The following is a 19,299-nucleotide window of genomic DNA, read 5'->3' on the forward strand; positions in this document are numbered from 1 at the left end:
GAGAGGAGAAACCATGGAAGCCAGAAAAGATCAATATGAAGCATATGTCAAATCGGTTACGCCCGTCCACAGTACATGGAAAAATGTGTTGATGGCGGGCATTTCCGGCGGGCTGATCTGCCTGGCGGCGCAGATCAGCACAAATTGTCTGGTTCAGACAGGCATGGAGGAGAAAGTGGCGGCGCTCTGGACGATGCTGGGACTGATTCTGCTCAGCGTTATCCTGACAGGGGCAAATGTATTCCAGAGGCTGGCGCGTGTTTTTGGGGCTGGTGTGCTGGTTCCGATCACCGGATTCGCCAATTCAGTTGCATCCCCGGCGCTGGAATACAAGGCGGAAGGACAGGTGTTTGGTGTCGGATGCAAAATATTTACAATCGCGGGTCCGGTGATCCTGTATGGGATTCTGAGTTCGTGGGGATTAGGGGTTGTGTATTGGGGGTGGATGATGCTGACTCAATAATAAACGAGAAAAAGTCTCAATAATATAATAAGAATCTTTCTTGTTTTGTGAAAAATGAGGGTTTACAATCCGGAAATAAATACCTATAATAGCCATAGGGTAATCTGACCGTCTGAACAGCCAGATTCATTATAGAAAAAAGGAACCAGAGAGATGGACGTTTGCTAAGAAGGATAACCGCTTTCGTGACGAGGCGGCTGTCACAGTTCAGACAGACCGAGCATGAATGTCTCAGCCGGTCCCGGAAATGGAGTGCTTTATGGCAGAAAAAGTGTTAGAAGTAAATCAGATAAAAGCAAATATAGAAGAAAAAGAGATCCTGCACGGCGTTGATTTGAGCGTCGGCGCAGGAGAGGTACATGTCCTGATGGGACCGAACGGCGCGGGCAAATCGACGCTCGGAAACGTCCTGATGGGAAACCCGCGATATCAGATCACGGGCGGTCAGATCTTATTTAAGGGCGAGGACATCACACATGAGTCCACGGACAAGCGTTCCAAAGCCGGTATGTTCCTGTCCTTCCAGGAGCCGCTGGAGGTACCGGGACTTTCGTTGGAAAGTTTCCTGCGGAGCGCGATGCGCCAGCAGACTGGCAAGAACTTAAAGATCTGGGAATTTCATAAACAGCTCAAAAAGGCGATGGACATTCTCCAGATGGATGAATCGTATGCACAGAGAAGCTTAAACGTGGGCTTTTCTGGTGGTGAGAAGAAAAAATCTGAGATTTTACAGCTGATGCTCTTAAATCCGAGCCTGGCAATCCTCGATGAGACAGACTCTGGTCTGGATGTTGATGCAGTCCGTCTGGTTTCTAAGGGTGTGGAAGAGTACCAGAAGAACCAGAACGGCGCGCTTCTTATTATCACGCACAGCACCCGGATTCTCGATGCACTGCATGTTGACTATACGCACATCATGGTAGATGGAAAGATCGTGGCAACCGGTGACGGCTCCCTAGTTGATAAGATCAACCAGGAAGGCTACGAATCCTTTATCCGTGAGGCGGGTGTGGCAGACGCCCGGAACTAATCGTTACTGTTCGCAGGCAGGCATTTTTGGAATCGAAGGTGCTGCAGGATAACGCGACAGTAATAACGAATCAGCACGGGTAATATGGAGGCATCAAACATGAAAGAAAAAACGTATGTAGATGACATTGATCGCAGCGTCTACGATATAAAAGACAAAGAAAATGACGCATATAAAGTAAAAGCGGGTCTGACCCCGGAGATCGTTGAGAAGATTTCTAAGGAGAAAAATGACCCGGCATGGATGCAGCAGTTCCGTCTGCAGTCCTTACAGATTTACAATTCCCTGCAGGTTCCGAACTGGGGACCGGATATCGAGGATCTGGACATGGACAACATCGTAACCTATGTCCGTCCGAAATCCAAGATGAGCGCTAAATGGTCGGAGGTTCCGAAGGACATCAAAGATACCTTTGAGCGTCTGGGAATCCCGCAGGCGGAGCAGAAATCACTGGCAGGCGTGGGCGCCCAGTATGACTCGGAGTTAGTATATCATAACGTGCGTGCGGAGGTAGCGGCGCAGGGCGTTGTCTACACCGATCTGGAGAGCGCAATGCACGGCGAATATGCGGAAATGATCCGGACGCATTTTATGCATCTGGTCAAACCGCAGGAACATAAATTTGCAGCGCTGCACGGGGCGGTCTGGTCCGGCGGATCTTTTGTGTACGTGCCAAAGGGCGTGTCGGTTACGATCCCGCTTCAGTCCTATTTTCGACTCAATGCACCGGGAGCCGGACAGTTTGAACATACTCTGATCATCGTTGATGAGGGGGCATATCTGCATTTCATCGAGGGCTGTTCTGCGCCGAAATATAACGTAGCAAACCTGCATGCGGGCTGTGTTGAGCTGTACGTCGGCAAAAATGCGAAACTCCGCTATTCGACGATCGAGAACTGGTCGAAAAATATGTACAATTTGAACACCAAGCGCGCGATTGTGGAAGAGGGTGGCACGATCGAGTGGGTATCGGGTTCCTTTGGTTCCCATGTATCGTATCTGTACCCGATGAGTATTTTAAAGGGTGACGATTCAAAGATGGAATTTACCGGCATTACTTTTGCCGGAGAAGGTCAGAACCTCGATACCGGTGCGAAGGTAGTCCACACGGGCAAACGGACTTCTTCCTATATTAATACGAAATCTATTTCCAAGGACGGCGGTATCAGTACGTTCCGAAGCAGTGTGCAGATTGGAAAACAGGCATCCGGTTCTAAGGCATCGGTTTCCTGCCAGTCCCTGATGCTGGATGATATTTCACGTTCCGATACGGTCCCGGCGATGGATATCCGGACCCGCGATGCGAACGTCGGCCATGAGGCAAAGATTGGACGGATCAGCGACGAGGCTGTTTTCTATCTGATGTCACGCGGCATCAGCGAGGAGGACGCGCGCGCAATGATCGTCAGCGGATTTGCGGATGATGTATCGAAGGAGCTGCCGCTTGAGTATGCGGTTGAGATGAATAACCTGATTCAGCTTGAGATGAAAGGCAGTATCGGATAATAGATGGTTACTGTTTGCAGCGGGGATTTTGAAATAACAGATTCTGCTGCGGGGCATGCAAGTGCATGAATGGTAACGACAGGAGGAAACAATGGGACAGAAAGAAATGATAGTAAACATTCTTCCGACCCGAACCTGGAACCGGCTGGGAATGAACGAAAGCCAGATACAGATTGAGTGGCCGGAGGAAAGTGTTTTGATAAAACCGGAGCGCCTGGCAGCAGGTGTGACCTGGGAAAAAGAAATCTCCGGAAAAGAGTGGGACGAGATCCAGACCGGCATGGGACGCGAGTACGATGCAATGGCGGCGGAATGCGGAACGGCTGGCGCAAATAGAACGGACACTGTAAATGGAACGGCTGTTGCAGAAGAAAATGCCGGTGCGGGAAGTATCTACCGGCTGACAGCGGAAGCGGCAGCTGTGCTGCAGAATGAAAATACAGAATGGACGGTTCTCTGCGTCGATTACAAAAACGGCAGTTACCAGAACCGCCTCTGCCTGGATGCAAAGGAAAACAGCCGCTTAAACGTGCTGATCGTATTCCGCTCCGGGGAGGACGCACAGGGAACATCCTCGTTCCAGGTAAAGGTTCATGCGGAAAAGAATGCAAAGGTACAGCTTCAGGAAGTGCAGCTTCTCGGCGCCGGATATACCTGCCTGAGTGATATCGGTGCGTCCTGCGGAGAAAATGCCACATTTGAGCTTTTGAAACTGGAGCTGGGCGCAGGCAAGGTCTACGCGGGCTGCCTGACCGAGCTGGAAGGAAAAAAGAGCGCATTTGACGCGAAGATCGGCTATTACACCAGTGTAAACCAGAAGCTGGATATGAACTATACAGTACGCCACCGCGGCAAAAAGACAGAGAGTATGATGGAAGTCTCTGGCGTTTTGCAGGACGGTTCCTCCAAGCTGTTCCGCGGAACGATCGATTTCGTGCCGGGATGCGCCGGGGCAAAGGGAACTGAGCGCGAGGATGTGCTGCTGCTCGGCGATGACATCGTAAACCAGACGATTCCGCTGATTCTGTGTGCGGAAGAAGATGTCGAAGGAAATCACGGCGCTTCGATGGGCGATCTGGACGATGCAACGCTGTTTTATCTGTGCTCCCGCGGACTGTCGAGAGAGGAAGCTGAGCGCATGGTAGCGCGGGCGAGAATCGACGCGCTGAATGAGCTGGTAGCTGACGAGGCAGTACAGAAGCAGGTTCAGGAGTTCATGAACCAGAAGCGATAATAAAATGAAAAAACTGTAAGTTGGCTGCGGTTTGTTTTTGCAGCAAGTATACAAACAAATATATAAGAAGGAACAGAACATGACAGATTACAAGAAAGATTTTCCCCTGCTTGCGGGTTCGGATATCGCATATCTGGACAATGCGGCAACGGCACAGCGCCCGGAGGCGGTATTAAAGGCAGTGGAAGATTTCTATACAAAGAAAAATGCCAATCCGCTCCGCGGGCTCTATGAGCTGGGAATCGAGGCGACGGAGGCATATGAAGCGGCAAGAGAGCGCGTGCGGGAATTTATCAATGCTGGAAAGACGAGCGAGGTCGTGTTTACACGCAACAGCACCGAGAGCCTGAATTTGATCGCGTACAGTTATGGTTTAACTAGTCTGAAAGCAGGCGATGAGATCTTAATCAGCATTGATAACCACCACAGCAATATCCTGCCGTGGCAGATGGTATCCAGACAGACAGGCGCGAAGCTCGTTTATCTGGAATGTCAGCCGGATGGTTCCTACCGGGATGAGGATATGGAAGCCCTGGTGACAGAAAAGACAAAGATCGCAGCGATGCCGCAGATTTCCAATGTCCTTGGCCGCAGAAATCCGGTAGAGAAGCTGACGAAACTGGTGCATGAAAAAGGCGGTGTCATCGTCATCGATGCGGCACAGAGCGCCCCGCATATTCCGGTGGATGTGCAGGCACTGGATGCAGATTTCCTTGTATTTTCCGGTCACAAGCTGATGGCACCGATGGGAATCGGCGTCCTGTACGGAAAAGAGACCCTTCTGGATGCGATGCCGCCGTTCCTGACGGGCGGCGAGATGATCGATTCGGTCAGCCGGGAATCCGCAGTCTTTGCCGAACTGCCGCACAAATTCGAAGCCGGTACCGTCAATGGCGGCGGTGCGGTCGGCTTACAGGCGGCGATCGATTATCTGATGAACGTCGGATTTGACGAGGTGCGGAAGCGTGAGGAGCTGCTGACAACACGGGCAATGACGGCGATGCAGCAGATTCCGGGCGTTCATATCCAGGGAAGTGATAAGCCGGAAGAGCACAACGGAATTATCAGCTTTACCGTGGACGGCGTACATCCGCACGATATCGCGTCGATTCTGGATGCCGCAAATGTCAATGTGCGCGCAGGCCACCATTGCGCCCAGCCGCTTTTAAAACATCTGGGTGTGTTTGCAACAGCGCGTGCCAGCTTTGCGTTCTACAATACGGAGGAGGACATCGACCGTTTTGTCCAGAACCTGAAAGAAATCCGGAGGAAAATGGGATATGGAGAATAGAACCTTTTACAATGAAATACTGACGGATCACAATCTGCATCCGTTACATAAAGAAAAGCTGCCGGATGCCAATCTGGTATTAGAGGGCGTCAATCCGAGCTGTGGAGATGACATCATTCTTCAGCTGAAGGTCGAAGATGGACAGGTGGTAGACGGTGCTTTTGAGGGAAGCGGCTGCGCAATCTCCCAGGCATCCGCTGATATCATGCTGGATCTGATCATCGGAAAATCCGAAGAGGAAGCACGCCATCTGGCGGATCTGTTCCTGCGGATGATCAAGGGCGAGGCAGGCGAGAACGAGATCGAAGAACTCGAGGAAGCCGGTGCCCTGGTCGATGTTTCCCATATGCCGGCGCGTGTCAAATGCGCGGTGCTGGGATGGCATACGATGGAAGAGATGCTGGATAAGGAAAACGAGAAATAAGAGAGAAGATAAAAAGAAACGGGAGCTATTCTTTTGGGAGTGTCAGGGCGGGACGTACCATTTCCGCTCTGATGATCTATATACCTGAAATAGTCTGGAAAAGAAAGAAAAGTCAGATGTGTTGGTGAAAATATATACAAAAATAGATTGGCAAAAACAAAGCACGTATAGAGAAAATAGCAAAAAAAAGCCGATCTAGATGCGTGTTTCGTATAAAATATCCAAAAGATTGACGGCATATTTACAAAAACAAACAAAGATGTTAAAATAATGATAAAAAGGATGCAGATGGCGATGTACATACGGATGGCGTACAGCTGAATCCTGTGGCTGGAGGTATGAGAGATGCCAAATTTTTCATATAAAGCGCTGGGACGGGATGGAAAAGAAGTCCGGGGAGTGCTCCAGGCTGAGAGTGAAGCGGCAGCCGCTTCCAGAATCCGGGAAAACTATCCGATTCTTCTGAGCATCAGTCAGAAGAAAGAGAAGAAAAGACCTGATGACGGCAGTCTCCTGGAGATGGAGATCGGAAGCAGGCGGATCAAGACGAAGAAGCTGGCGATCCTGTGTTCACAGTTTGCGATCACGCTTCATTCGGGCATGACAGTGGCACGCGCGATGCGTATGCTGGCAGATCAGAATGAGGACAAGCGGATCCGGAAGATCATGGGGGCTGCGGCAGAGGAAGTAGCTGCCGGAAGTACCGTTGCGTCGGCGCTGGAAAAGTATAGCGACCGTTTTCCGCTCACATTTATCGAGACGATCCGGGCAGGCGAGCAGTCTGGTACGCTGGAACGATCCTTTGACCGGCTTCAGAAGTTTTACGAAAAGTCCTACAAGACGACGGAGAAGATCAAGGGAGCGATGACCTATCCTTTGTTTGTCGTTGCGGTTGCGGTGGTTGTCCTGATTATCGTTATGGCGAAGGTTATCCCGACACTGGCAGATGTATTTGCCGATCTGGGCGGTACGCTGCCGCTGATGACGCGGATGCTGATCGCGACTTCCCATTTCTTTGCGAAGTGGTGGCTGCTGATGCTGGCGGTGCTGGCGTTTTTGAAGATTGGTTCGCAGGTCTACGGCAATACGCCGCAGGGACGGATTGAGAAAGCAAAGATCATGTTATCCCTTCCACTTGTGGGCGCGATCAACCAGATGAACGGCGCAGCGCAGTTTGCCAATACAATGTCGGTGCTTCTGGCAGCGGGTATCACGATCAATCAGGCGGTTGACACGACGGCGAAGGTCATGGACAATGCACTTCTGAGCGAGGATGTCCGCTCCATGCGCGAAGGAATCGAGCGGGGACGCAGTCTGGTGGAATGTCTGCAGGGAAAGAAATATTTCCCGCCGACGATGGTCGATATGTGTTCCGTCGGAGAAGAAACCGGTGAGCTCGAGGAGACACTGGACAATGTTGCCGATTATTATGCCAACGAGGCGGATTATCGAATTCAGCGGCTTCTGGCACTGCTGGAACCGACGATGCTGGTGGTGCTTGCGATTTTTGCGGGTATCATCGTAGTGTCGATTTATCTGCCTATCTTTACGATGTACGATCTGATGTAAGCGTAATTGACTGCACACATGTGAAATGTGATACAGCAGAGGATGGATGGCGCAGAGATAATTCTCTGTTCATTAATATAATACTATACAATAAGGAGATTGATTTTATGAAAGGCTTAATCAAGAAAGTTCGTGAGAACAAAAAAGGTTTCACACTGGCTGAGCTGCTGGTGGTTGTTGCAATCGTGGGCATCCTGGTTGCAATCTCGATTCCGGTATTTACGGCACAGCTGAGCAAGGCTAGAAAGGCTACGAATCAGGCGAACCTGAGAGCTGCGAAGGCGGCAGCGGTTGCTCAGTATATGACAGATGAGATGGAGACAAATGCAAATGACGTTATTTATAATTATGATTTAGCGACAGGTACTGTTGAGAAAATTAATACTACAACGGACGGTGTAACTGTGGCAGTAATAGATACTGAAGACGGCAGTGTACAGTATAAAACAATTAATGTAAAAGTAGAAAAGAAATCCGGAGCATCGGGTACAATTAATGGTGCAGAAATTACATTATATGCGAAATAATAGAGTATAAGTAACTGTTCAGCAGGTTCGCGCATTTACTGCGCTGACCGTACGAAAACATGGATCAGCAGTCTAAAATCCCATTGCCGTAGGAAATTTTTAATGGATTTTTGCGCGTGACTGTGAAGGTGATGAAACAGTTACGAGTATAAGTAAAAACCACATACGTGGCAAAATGGATGGGGTTTCCCATCCATTTTTGCTAAATGCGCCTGCCAGAGCTTTCATTTGTGGTGGTACACCTGACTGCCAGGCGCATGAAGGTTTAGAATGAAAGTGATGTTCACATCAGAAATTTTTCAGGATTGAAAAATCCATTCATTGTCAGATACATAAGCGTGACCTGCAACGCACGAATCAAAACAAAGTCAGCAGGTCATTTTGATAAAAAGTGGGTGAGCAAATGAAAAAGAACCAACACGGTTTCACACTGGCAGAACTTCTGGTGGTGATAGCGATCGTAGGGATTCTGGTGGCGATCAGTATTCCGATTTTTACGGCACAGCGGAAAAAAGCGGTCATCGCAGCCAATCAGGCGAATGTCCGTGCGGCGAAGGCAGCGGCCGTGGCGATGCTGTATGGAAGCAAGGAAAGCTTGGAACGCTACGAGAACCAGCCGCAGAAGCAATACCGCTATTACCGATACAATGTAAAAGAGGGAAAGATTGTCTGTCAGGCAGAGGGAGAGAACGCGCACATTGAGTACGCACAGGGAAGTGGAACAAAGAAGGTAAATGACCTGGGGCAGGAATACCGGAAGACGGCGATGGAAGCCAAGACACCGTGTACAGATATTCTGGTTTACATCGGAAATCCGGCGGCTAATCCATATGCGAATACGTCTCCGCTTCAGACCGCTCCTTTCTATGAGGGAAATGAAGTAGGGGGAACCAGCCAGAATCCATTTGGTCCAAAGCCGGGATTTGGCGCCAAATAAAAGAAATGAAATTGGGCGTTTTAAGATAAAGATAGCGTTTTACATATCTTGGAAGATATAAAATATTGGGGATTTACAAACAGACAGAACATGGGTACGGACAGGAGATATTCCATTGATGCTGCATCAAACCACATTTTTAACAATTTACATTTTGATGATTACTTTTATTCTGGGCTGTGCGCTCGGAAGTTTTACAGACTGTCTGGCAGGGCGGATGTTAAACGGAACGTCCGTTTTGAAAGGGAGATCCCACTGTGATGCCTGCGGTCATGTGCTGGGAGTACTGGATTTGGTACCGCTTTTTTCACGGCTGTGCCTGCGGGGCAGGTGCCGTTATTGCGGAGCGAAGATCCCGGCGGAGGCATTCTGGACGGAACTTGTTTCAGGAATTGCATGCTGTCTGATTATGTACCGGTACGATGTCTCGGTGCTGGCACTGCGGGGAATTCTGCTCTGGATGGTGCTTTTATGTCTGACACTCACAGATCTGCACGCGTGGATCATACCGGACCGGCTTCAGATAGCCGGAATCCTGATCTTTTTCGGCACGGCGCTGGGCTTACCGGAACCGGGAAGACAGATGCTGCGGGGAGTTCTGACCGGTGCCGGACTGGCTGTCAGTATGCTGGCACTTTCCCTGCTGTTTGACCGCCTGACCGGAAAAGAAAGCCTGGGGGGCGGCGATGTAAAACTTTTTTTTGTGACGGGACTGTATATGCGTTCCGCCTGGGAGGTATTATTTTTCCTGATTCTCAGCTGTGTGCTGGGAATTGCAGGTTCTGTCATCGGTCGGAGGGAAAAAATTCCGTTCGGACCGGCGATTGCGGCGGCATGTTTTTGTATGCTGCTGTATGGAGATATATGGACACAATGGTATACAGGGCTCTTTTAAAGGGAGTGCAGAGATGAAGAATTGTTTAGGAATTGAGATTGGACATTACCGTATCAAGATTGCATATGCGGAAAAAGGCGAGCTTCGCGAATTTATCAGCGAGCGGGTCGAGGGGATCGACCGGAACGATATGCGTCAATATGCGGATTTAATAAAGGATTTGTTGAAGGAGTATGCGATCCGCTGCCGGAACGTCGTGTTTGTCATCCGGCAGGAGGATGCGTATGTGCGGCGCTTTGAGCTGCCGCTGATGACGGAGGAGCAGCTCCGGCTGAATCTTCCATATGAGTTCCATGATTATATCGGAAACGAGATGGATAAGTACGTCTTTGATTATGCGATGATTCATGCGGATAAGGAAAAAATGGATTTGATTGGTGCGGCGTGTACGAAAGAGCTGTCGCAGCAATTTGAAAAACTGGCCAAGATGGCACACTTGAAATTGGTCGGTCTGGTTCCGGCCGTGCTGGGACTGGAATGGATTCTGGAATATGCAGAAGAGAGAATGGCGGATGAGAAGAAGGCTTTGGAGACAAAGCTGAATGCAGAACCTCATAAAAAGGAAGAAAAAGAGAACGCAGAGGGGGCAGAAAAATCGGAAACTGTGAAAGACTATGTGATTCTCGATCTGGGAACCCAAGCATTGCGGATCCATTTCTTTCGCCAGGGGATCTATGATATTACCCGTACCATGGAGCCGGGCTGTGAGGAGATCGAGCAGATCCGTTTGGGAGATAAGAACAAGATGCAGGAACTGGGAATTGAGGTGGAGGAAGAAAACCGCGAGGAGACCGACAAAGAAAAGATGGCGGCTGTGCTGGAGGAGCAGTACCGGACCCGCGCCGTCCAGGTCATGCGAGTTTTGAACTTTTATAGCTTCAACAATGTGAATAATACGATCGACAGCCTCTATTATTGCGGCGGAGGCGCACGATACGGGGAATTGATTGATGCGCTGAAAGAAACGCTGGATCTGCCGGTGCGGAGTGTGGCGGAGCTTCTGCCGGAGGTCTCTTTGGATGAGGAAGACGAGTGGATCGACAGCCCGCAGACATACGGTGTATTACTTGCATAAGGAGGGAGAGCGGTGGCTGATTTAAAATCAATCGCGAATATGCAGATTGGCGGTTCGAAATATCCGAAAAAACGACGGATCAATCTGTATCAGAAGCAGGTTAAAAAAGGAAAGATAGCGGCAGAACTGGGTGTGTTTGTCGTATTTATGGGACTAGTTTATGGGTTTTCGCAGTTTGGCGTGGTGCGTCTTCTGAGAAAGGCAGACCAGGCGGAGGCAGTCTATGCGGCGACTGAGCAGCAGCTTTCGGCGCTTCAGAAGTCCAACGAGGTGTACAGTGAGGTTCAGGCGGAATACGCACATTATGGAAATGGGTACCTGAATGAGGAAGAGAGACAGCTTCCAGACCGGAGAAAGATGTTGGATTCGCTGAAATCACAGATTTTCCCGCTGACGGCCGTTTCGACGGTTTCGATCACCTCCGATCAGATGGCATTAGAGGGAAGAATTCCCAATGGTTCCTCCTTTCCGGAGCTGGTTCGCGATGCGGAGGCGGATCCGGATGCACGCTATGTGACGGCGTCTCTGGAAGAGACGGTTCAGAAAGAGGGGGAGGAGCGGGTTCTTGCGGCTTCCAAACCGGTGGGCGTGTCGATGACTGTATTTTTTAACGTACCAGAAGAGGACGGAGAAAAACAATGAATTCGTTAAAGAAATATATCTTATCAAGAACGCAGAAGATTGTACTGCTTCTGTTTGTAATCATATTGATCGCGGCGGGCTACTATGCCGGATTCTATCTTCCGGTGCAGAGGCGGATCCAGGCGGCGGATACGACGGATCTGGAGGCACAGATCCAGATGGAGCAGGTGAAGTCGAAGCAGATCCAGCAGATGAAGAAGGAGATAGAGGAAAATAAGGCATCCAATGCGCCGATGGTTCCGGCTTACAATCATTTTAAGGAAGAGACGGAAGAGCTGAACCGCATTTTTGCAGATGCGTATAATTTCAGCTTCCAGTATTCGGAACCGAAGGTGGATGGGATGCAGATCCGGCGTGCGATGAATATTTCTTTTACGGCAGATTCGTTTGATCACGCTGTTTCGATGCTTCATGAGGTAGTGGAAGGATCATACCGCTGCCTGATCGAGGATCTGAGCATTCAAGATGATGAAGATCTGGAAGATGAAGAGTTAAAGGATATCCGCATCCACCCGGTAGCAGTGACGTTCCAGCTGACTTATTTTGAGACCCGATACGATGCGGAATCAGAAGAAGGTCTGGATCTGGAACCGGAGGAAACGCAGGCACCGTCGGGACTGGCGAATGCGGATGTGTCGAACCTGCAGCGTTCGGACCTTGAGACAGCGGCAGAGGCGGCGCTGGGAGAATAAAGCATGAAAAAAGCAGAGAACAGTGAAAAACACCCGGAAATCTGGAAGCGGGTTTTCAGCTGTATGAAAAATCAGGATGGCGCCAGCTTGATGGCGGCGCTCCTGTTTTTTGTGTTTTGCGGGGTGGGCGCGTCGATCATTCTGGCGTCCGCCTCTGCATCGGCTGGTAAGATCCGGAATCTTCCGGGAGAAGATCAGAAGCGGTATGCGGTGGACTCGGCGGCGGTATTTCTGCGGGATGAACTGCAGAAGACGGAAAATATAGTCAAGATCAAGGAAGTGATCGTGCATGACAGCCGGGAAGACGAGGAAAACGATAAGGATGATTTTTACTGCTACTACGTCGGCAGCTGGAAAAACACGGATAATGAGGCGTCGTGGCAGAAGTTCTATGGAACGGATTCGGGTTTGTCAAGCCCAGAGAGTGGGAATAGCGCGATTCTCGATTCACTGATCGTGGATATTTATAGAAATAATGAGTATCGGAAGCTGGCAGACGGGGACGATGCGTCGGAGGAAGAAATGGCGTACAAAGATTTTACCCTGTCAGTGAAGAAAGACGGAACGACCGGGGACACGATTGACCCGTTAAAGACCAGTGTACGTCTGTGGATGGCGGATGATTATAAAATCAAGGCGGTTATCTCAGATACAGTAACGGCGGATGACAGGAAGGAAGAGCGGTGCGAGAAACGGCTGGAGCTGGAAGCAGCACATAGCTCCGAGCATAAGACGGTCACAGTACGGGGCGATGACGACGAATCGGACGACGACGATTCCTACACGATCACGACGACGACCATCATTACGACGATCCGCTGGCAGAACGGAACAATAGAGAAGGAGCTGCTGCAGAATGATAAGTAGAATGAAATGGGCAGCTGGAAGAAAGCTGCGTGCCAATACGGGCGAGACACTGACAGAGGTACTGATATCGGTTCTTGTGATTGCTCTGGGAATGACGATGTTTCTGAGTGCATTTCTGGCGTCCGGCAGGATGCTGCGGCAGGGCGAAGAGCAGATGGCGAGCTATTATGACAGCCGCAATCAGCTGGAGAACAACCGGACAGCGAAACAGGCGTCGGGCAGATATGTTCTGGAGCTGGAGGCATCTGGAACCGGCGGCATGAAGAAAAGCCTGGCGTCAAATGCCTACCAGACAGGCACACAGACGAATTACCGGACGGGACAGTATCCCATCGTGCTGTATGTGAGCCAGGCTGATTCGGATGCAGAAGAGGAAGAGGTAAACTTACAAGAGCTGCTTTACAGATACCGATAGAGGAGACAGAGATGGGACAGGAGAGATGTGAATGCCGCAGATGCAGAAATAGGCATTGCAGGCAGCAGAAACAGACGGCATCCAAGGGTCACCGGAAGCTCTTTTCAGTATGTCAGAAAAAACTCCGGTCACAGAACGGTATGACGCTGACGGAGCTTCTGGCGGCGATTGTGATTCTCGGTATGATCGGCACGGTGCTTGGAGGCGGCGTGATGATGGTAAAAAATGTTTACCAGAGGACGCAGGAACAGGCAGATGCAGAGCAGGCGCTGTCGCTCACGGCGCAGCTGATGACCGATGAATTTGCGAATGCGCTGGAAGTGAAAAATTCTGCCGGGACTTCCGCAACAGGAGAATTGGTAACACCTCTTTTGCGGAGTGGAAACAGCCACCTGTGGCTGCACTTCAGTGCGACAGACTGGTCTGGCACGGGCATTGAAAAATGGTATGGGGATTATACTTACGATGATGCGTATAATAAGATATCTTTGCTGACGCAGGCGGCGATTTCGGATGAATACTATACGGCATTTGACGGCTATACCTATTCGGAGGAGACAGCATGCTTTACGGTTCAAAATCTGGCGATCTACCGGAAAAAAGATACGATGGGAACTTCCCGGAAAGCGGTGGTAAAGCCGATTAACCTGACCGTGCGTGCAGTCAACCTGGATCAGAAATAAAATAAAAACTAACTGTTCAGCAGGTCTGCGCGTGACTGTGAAGGTACTGAACAGTTACAATAAAAAGAGGAACGAGGACAGATGGAGCAGAAGAGACAGAACAAACAGAAGAGAAGGGCGGCGTTTACGCTGGCGGAATTTTTGACGGTGATTGCGATTGTCGGTATTCTTGCCAGTCTTTCTTTTGTTGCGGTGATTCATTACCAAAGAAAGCTCCGCCGTCTGGAGATGGATCAGACGGCGAAGGAGATCTTTCTGGCGGCGCAGAATCATCTGACACTGGAGGTCTCCAGTGGAACGATTCCGCGTCTGCTCCATATGGAGGCACAGGGGGAATTTTCAGACGATCAAAAGCAGGCAAAGCTGGGAATTTCGGTAGAAAATACAGTGCTGGCGGAGGAGAAAGAGGGAAATATCTACGCGGTTCTCTATGTGCCGGAAAAACAGGCAGGGCAGCCTGAATCGGAACAAGAAGAGTCTGGCGGTGAGGCAGCGCTGGTGTCTGCGAATGTGACCGAGGAGATCCGACAGCGCCTTCTTCCGTTTGGATCGATTGATGAGACCGTCCGTGCAGACGGGAGCTATCTTATTTTCTATGACCCGGAGGCAGGATTGGTCCGCGAGGTGTGGTATTCGGATCATTATCAGTTTGTGCAGACGGATATCGGAAGCGAGGCACTTCTGGCGGCGGCGTCTGATGCCGGAAAACGGGAGCGGTTTACGGGAGCTAACTCCAATTATAAGGATCAGAAACTGCCGATCGGATATTACGCATCAGGAAATCTGGAAGTCCCGGAACTGCCGGTGGAGGAATTCGAGGCGCCGACAGTGAAACTGGTGAATGATGATATTTTATATGCGGAAATTGAGGATCCGAATAAAAATGAACATTCACTGAGTCTGTTTGTAAAGGGAGAAAAGAGCGGTACAACCGGATACATCGAGATCAATCCCCCGGGAACCAGCCGCTCGGCGCGTGTGGCGAAGGTGTCCGGAGCTTCGGGCAATTCGGATGGAACGTATCAGGTCATTCTGGATGACATAGCGGCACCAGCCGGCACGGGCACAAGTACAGGATTCAAATTTATGGATTTCAACCAGCCGGCACAGACGGATATGATATTTCAGCAGGATGAAAGAGGTTTTGCCTCCTTTATTCCGGGCGAAAATATCTTTGTGTACGCGCAGGTTTTCAACAATGAAGCGCTTTCGCAGGTTAAGACGAGCAATATAGAATCCGGCAGCAGCCTCTTTGCATCGATCAGTACGGACCGAAGCGCGGAGATTGGCAGCTTCCGCCATCTGGAAAATCTGGATGAGCGGGTTTCAGGCTGGGATCCGGATCAGCTGTACACTGGGGCGGTGACTACATCCAAAACGGTTACGGCGATGCAGAATAGTGATCTGACCTGGAAAGCGGGAGAAAACATTGCGGACGAGAGCGGTTACTGCGGACATGTGGCGAAGCTGCATACGGCATTTGGCTCGAATTTTTTGAATCAGAATGCGGAAACCATCTCGATTGCCTACCGGGTGACGGATCAAATGAATGCAGATCGGACGAACCCGACGGCACAGGCATATACCACGGAGGCGGGAAGCTATCTTCCGCTTAGTCTGCCGTATCCACTGGACTATCAGGGAAATACATACCGGATCGATGGTCTGCAGGTAGGAAAAACGGCGGCAAGTTCAATCACAGCAGTAGATGGGACGGGCGGACTGTTTGGAACGGTAACACAGGATATGAGTGTTAAAAACCTGCTGATCTGCCAGCCGGTGGTCCGGACGAAGGCGAGTGCAGGCGCTTTGATTGGTGCGGTGACGCCGGGAACGGATTCCCGGGGAACTACGAATCTGGCAACGGTGAAAATTAAAAATGTGCAGATTGAATATCCGCAGGTACAGGCAGAGCAGACCGGCGCTTCTGCCGGTGCGTTGGTGGGCACATTTGAGGGCGTCACTCTGACCGTCCAGGATGCGCTGGCGGAGAACCATTTCCGTGATAAGCTGGGAAGCAGCACAGAAAAAGCGGCAGATCTGAAGCAGGAGGAAGAAAGCAAATACCGGATCCGCGCTTTAAAGGGAACGGCGGGCAGCCTGATCGGCACGGCAAAGGGGGAAATTTCTCTGACCGACAGCGCAGCGGCACTCTATGTGGAAGGCATGTACGCCGGCGGTCTGGTCGGAACTGTTGAGAAAGCATCAACTGCAGCCGCCGCAAGCGGTCCCACGGTGCAGATTCAGAGCTGTTATGTCGGCGGTCATACAGCAAACAAGAAGTTTGACACATCCCAGAAACCGGGGAATGGGGCAAATGCCAATGCAGCCTTTGAGAATCTTACCGGACGTTATAATGTAGCGGCATATACCGGCGGATTCGCAGGAGGTCTCGCCGCACAGCTTCCGGCAGACAGTCAGATAGCGAATACATATGTGTCGGCGTCGGTGTATTCGCCGACGGCTGAGGAAAAATCGGATGAAACGGAGGATGGAAGCGGAACGGCAGCGAATGAAACAGAGAATCCGGCGCTGAAAGCACCTGCGTTTGTTGCGTTCTATGATTATGCAAATAGAACGGATGGAATGCTGCCGTCGGAGACGAGCGGTACGGGAACAAACAAAAAATCAGTTTATCCGGGCTGTTATGTGTGCAGTAAGGTGAATGAGAAATATGTGCTCGCATACGCAGAAGAACTTTCAGAACTGTTTGGTGCTGAGGGAACGGGTGCAGACAGCGAGAATACATATCCCTATGATCCAGAATTAAAGAAAGCAGAGATACCGATTTATCCCATGCCGACGATCCAGAAAGTAGCGGAAAAACTTGCTGCGCAGAACGCTTCAAAGGGATTTTCCTGGTTTCTGAATAACCATGTCGGGGACTGGGACAAGGAAGAGAACGAAGAGGCGCTGCATACTGGAAACAGGCTGTATATCGATTATGTCTCTCCGGCTCCCCTTGAAGAAAATCAGAGAATACATCTGATATTTTCGATTACCGGCGAATTGAGCGGTAAAACGATGTGGTATGTTCTCCAAGTCAATACGGGTGATTTGCAGGAAAATACTCTGAGAATGGGATCAAAATTTTGCTTTGTAGATACGGAAGAGAAAGCTGCCAGCTGTGTAGAAAATGAGGCAAATGGCAGTTGGACGAGATTTGCCGACAAAAACAGGGTAAATCGTTTTGAAATAGGCATAACGGAAGAGAAAAAGTTGAAATTGCGTTTCTATCTGGATGATTTATCACGCGAGGGTGGAAATTTCTGTAGTCTGGGTACCTGGGGAGGTTATCAGCCGGGCGGTTACATAAATGGAGAAAATGTTATCGTAAAATTGAGCGAGGATGGCTATCCACCGACAGAAAATACAAGTCTCTCATACAAGTTCAACAGTTGTTTTGCCGATGTAATTGAACCCAATGGTGATGGAACGGATACCTATACGGTTAAGGTTGCCAATGGGCGTCATCTGCAGAATCTGAATTTCTGCGGAAAAGACTATGGGGGATTAAAGATTACACGGGTTATCCAGACTGATAATATTCTCTGGCAGGAGGATGATTCGATTACCTCACAGACGGAAGCGTATTGCAAAGAGGTGGAAGCTGCGTACGGAAATATGACGATCTACAGTCCGGGAAATTCCAAGTATGAAGGTGGAAGTTTCTGGCCGATTAACAACCCGGATATTATCTCTTATAATGCGGAAGTGGATGAGAAAGAAAAAGCAAAACTGGGTGAATGCTATACGATTGCAGGGTTAAAGATAACTCCTGTTGCCTGGAATGGTGCAGCTTTGTTTCAGAAGACGGATCATCTGACGATATCAAACCTGAATCTGAAGGATCCGGACATTTCCTGTTGGGGGCAGAATACAGCAGGGCTGGTGGCACAGGCAGGCACTTCGGCGGACAGCTATTTAACGATTAAAAATATCCATATATATGGAGAAAAGTCCCGGATTTCTGGAACTATGGCAACAGGCGCGGTGGTTGGAAGCACGAATAATGGCAATCTGACACTCGAACATGTAGTTGTAGATGCACCGACGCTGCAAATAAGTGGAGGAAAAACCGGAGGCTTGATCGGGGAAGCAAAAGTAAGTGATTTAGTGATGAATCACGTATATGTTTCAGGAAAAAATGCACGGATACAGGGAACCGATGCTAGTGGAGGTCTGGTCGGCTTTGCCGAGAGCTCTGGTCAGATGAAGTTGGAAAACAGCTTCTTCTCTGGGTATGTGGATACAACTGGAACCGCCGGAGGTTTGTATGGATATCTGAAAAACAACCAGAATGGCGGAACTGCCGGGAAAGAATTCAGCATTAAAAACAGTTATGTCGGCGGACGGAACTGCTCTTACGGTTATACAGAAAGTGGTGCGGAAGTGCTGTCAGATAGAAAGAATGTGTCAGGCAGCTGGTGTGCCGGAGGCCTCGTGGGATGGATGAATGGTCCGATTTCGGTAATACAGAGTTTCAGTGCAGCGGACGTGTGTGTAACGAATACATCTAATGCCATCGCAGGTGGTTTATTTGGAAAATATGATTCTGCAAAACTGGTTCTATCGAACTGCTACACAACAGGAAGTGTGAAAGCGGCTGGAACCTCAATGTTCCTTGGACACTATATTGGCCTGTTGAACGATATCTGGTGGTGGTGGCCGGACGCCCACATTCTTTCGGTCCCGGAAGAATGCTGGTATCTGCCAAAGCTAAGCGACGCAATCATCGGTGTACCTTATGTGGACGGCAGCTCTGTAAAGGGCAGCTATTCCAGTATTACTAGGACGAGTGCCGCTGACCTGTCCTCCAAAACAGGCACAAATGGCGTTGATCAGACGATTGTAATAGATGATTCTCTGCAAGGGAAAGCATATCCATATCCAATTTGGACGATCTACGAACCAGCAGCCGGGCAGACCGCTGCACGCCTGTATGTAGGCGACTGGGAAGAATAAAAAATAGAAAACGATTAAAACTGGAAACAGGCGCTATTCTACATATCGGGCGGAACCATCAAATTTTTGTCCGGCAGGCAGGAT

17 protein-coding genes are annotated in these 19,299 nt (G+C 49.9%); all 17 read left to right on the forward strand.

Going from position 1 to position 19,299, the window contains the following annotated elements; translation table 11 throughout:
- Positions 1 to 13: 13 nt before the first annotated feature.
- Positions 14 to 463 (forward strand): SpoVA/SpoVAEb family sporulation membrane protein, encoded by a 450-nt coding sequence (locus tag DXD12_RS01375; protein ID WP_118637084.1) that lies wholly within the window; start codon positions 14 to 16, stop codon positions 461 to 463.
- A 259-nt stretch (positions 464 to 722) separates the two neighbouring features.
- Positions 723 to 1,493, forward strand: a complete 771-nt coding sequence (gene sufC, locus DXD12_RS01380; RefSeq protein WP_107000429.1) for a Fe-S cluster assembly ATPase SufC — start codon at positions 723 to 725, stop codon at positions 1,491 to 1,493.
- Positions 1,494 to 1,592: 99 nt separating this feature from the next.
- Positions 1,593 to 2,999, forward strand: a complete 1,407-nt coding sequence (gene sufB / locus DXD12_RS01385) for a Fe-S cluster assembly protein SufB (RefSeq protein ID WP_118490616.1) — start codon at positions 1,593 to 1,595, stop codon at positions 2,997 to 2,999.
- Between the two features lie 91 nt (positions 3,000 to 3,090).
- Positions 3,091 to 4,233: a SufD family Fe-S cluster assembly protein gene (locus DXD12_RS01390; RefSeq protein ID WP_118637086.1), complete on the forward strand. Its 1,143-nt coding sequence runs from the start codon at positions 3,091 to 3,093 to the stop codon at positions 4,231 to 4,233.
- Between the two features lie 79 nt (positions 4,234 to 4,312).
- Positions 4,313 to 5,524 carry a SufS family cysteine desulfurase gene (locus DXD12_RS01395; RefSeq protein WP_107000052.1) on the forward strand — a complete coding sequence of 404 codons (1,212 nt, stop codon included), beginning with the start codon at positions 4,313 to 4,315 and terminating at the stop codon, positions 5,522 to 5,524.
- A complete protein-coding gene (gene sufU, locus DXD12_RS01400) occupies positions 5,514 to 5,948 on the forward strand; it encodes a Fe-S cluster assembly sulfur transfer protein SufU (protein ID WP_107000051.1) in 435 nt (144 codons plus the stop codon). The genes DXD12_RS01395 and sufU overlap by 11 nt, the downstream gene beginning before the upstream one ends.
- A gap of 345 nt (positions 5,949 to 6,293) precedes the next feature.
- Positions 6,294 to 7,517 carry a type II secretion system F family protein gene (locus DXD12_RS01405; protein ID WP_118637088.1) on the forward strand — a complete coding sequence of 408 codons (1,224 nt, stop codon included), beginning with the start codon at positions 6,294 to 6,296 and terminating at the stop codon, positions 7,515 to 7,517.
- A gap of 107 nt (positions 7,518 to 7,624) precedes the next feature.
- The gene (locus tag DXD12_RS01410) at positions 7,625 to 8,044 is read left to right on the forward strand and encodes a prepilin-type N-terminal cleavage/methylation domain-containing protein (RefSeq protein WP_118637090.1); all 420 of its coding nucleotides are present in this window, start codon (positions 7,625 to 7,627) and stop codon (positions 8,042 to 8,044) included.
- Positions 8,045 to 8,447: 403 nt separating this feature from the next.
- Positions 8,448 to 8,981 carry a type II secretion system protein gene (locus tag DXD12_RS01415; RefSeq protein ID WP_118637092.1) on the forward strand — a complete coding sequence of 178 codons (534 nt, stop codon included), beginning with the start codon at positions 8,448 to 8,450 and terminating at the stop codon, positions 8,979 to 8,981.
- 118 nt (positions 8,982 to 9,099) lie between these two features.
- Positions 9,100 to 9,876, forward strand: coding sequence for an A24 family peptidase (locus tag DXD12_RS01420; protein WP_107000047.1), 777 nt, complete (start codon positions 9,100 to 9,102; stop codon positions 9,874 to 9,876).
- A gap of 13 nt (positions 9,877 to 9,889) precedes the next feature.
- Positions 9,890 to 10,951, forward strand: coding sequence for a pilus assembly protein PilM (locus DXD12_RS01425; RefSeq protein ID WP_182457000.1), 1,062 nt, complete (start codon positions 9,890 to 9,892; stop codon positions 10,949 to 10,951).
- 12 nt (positions 10,952 to 10,963) lie between these two features.
- Entirely contained in the window at positions 10,964 to 11,593 is a 630-nt protein-coding gene (locus DXD12_RS01430) for a hypothetical protein (RefSeq protein WP_118637096.1), read from the forward strand.
- Positions 11,590 to 12,285, forward strand: a complete 696-nt coding sequence (locus tag DXD12_RS01435; RefSeq protein WP_118472854.1) for a hypothetical protein — start codon at positions 11,590 to 11,592, stop codon at positions 12,283 to 12,285. Before DXD12_RS01430 ends, DXD12_RS01435 begins: the two co-directional genes overlap by 4 nt.
- A 3-nt stretch (positions 12,286 to 12,288) precedes the next feature.
- Positions 12,289 to 13,152, forward strand: coding sequence for a hypothetical protein (locus tag DXD12_RS01440; RefSeq protein WP_117795689.1), 864 nt, complete (start codon positions 12,289 to 12,291; stop codon positions 13,150 to 13,152).
- Entirely contained in the window at positions 13,142 to 13,567 is a 426-nt protein-coding gene (locus DXD12_RS01445; protein WP_147341923.1) for a hypothetical protein, read from the forward strand. Before DXD12_RS01440 ends, DXD12_RS01445 begins: the two co-directional genes overlap by 11 nt.
- A gap of 11 nt (positions 13,568 to 13,578) precedes the next feature.
- Entirely contained in the window at positions 13,579 to 14,250 is a 672-nt protein-coding gene (locus tag DXD12_RS01450) for a type II secretion system protein (RefSeq protein ID WP_117795685.1), read from the forward strand.
- An 81-nt stretch (positions 14,251 to 14,331) separates the two neighbouring features.
- Positions 14,332 to 19,215, forward strand: a complete 4,884-nt coding sequence (locus tag DXD12_RS01455; RefSeq protein WP_118637098.1) for a prepilin-type N-terminal cleavage/methylation domain-containing protein — start codon at positions 14,332 to 14,334, stop codon at positions 19,213 to 19,215.
- Positions 19,216 to 19,299 lie beyond the last annotated feature (84 nt).

It is taken from the genome of Clostridium sp. TF11-13AC (assembly GCF_003481065.1).
Classification (GTDB): domain Bacteria; phylum Bacillota; class Clostridia; order Lachnospirales; family Lachnospiraceae; genus Otoolea; species Otoolea fessa.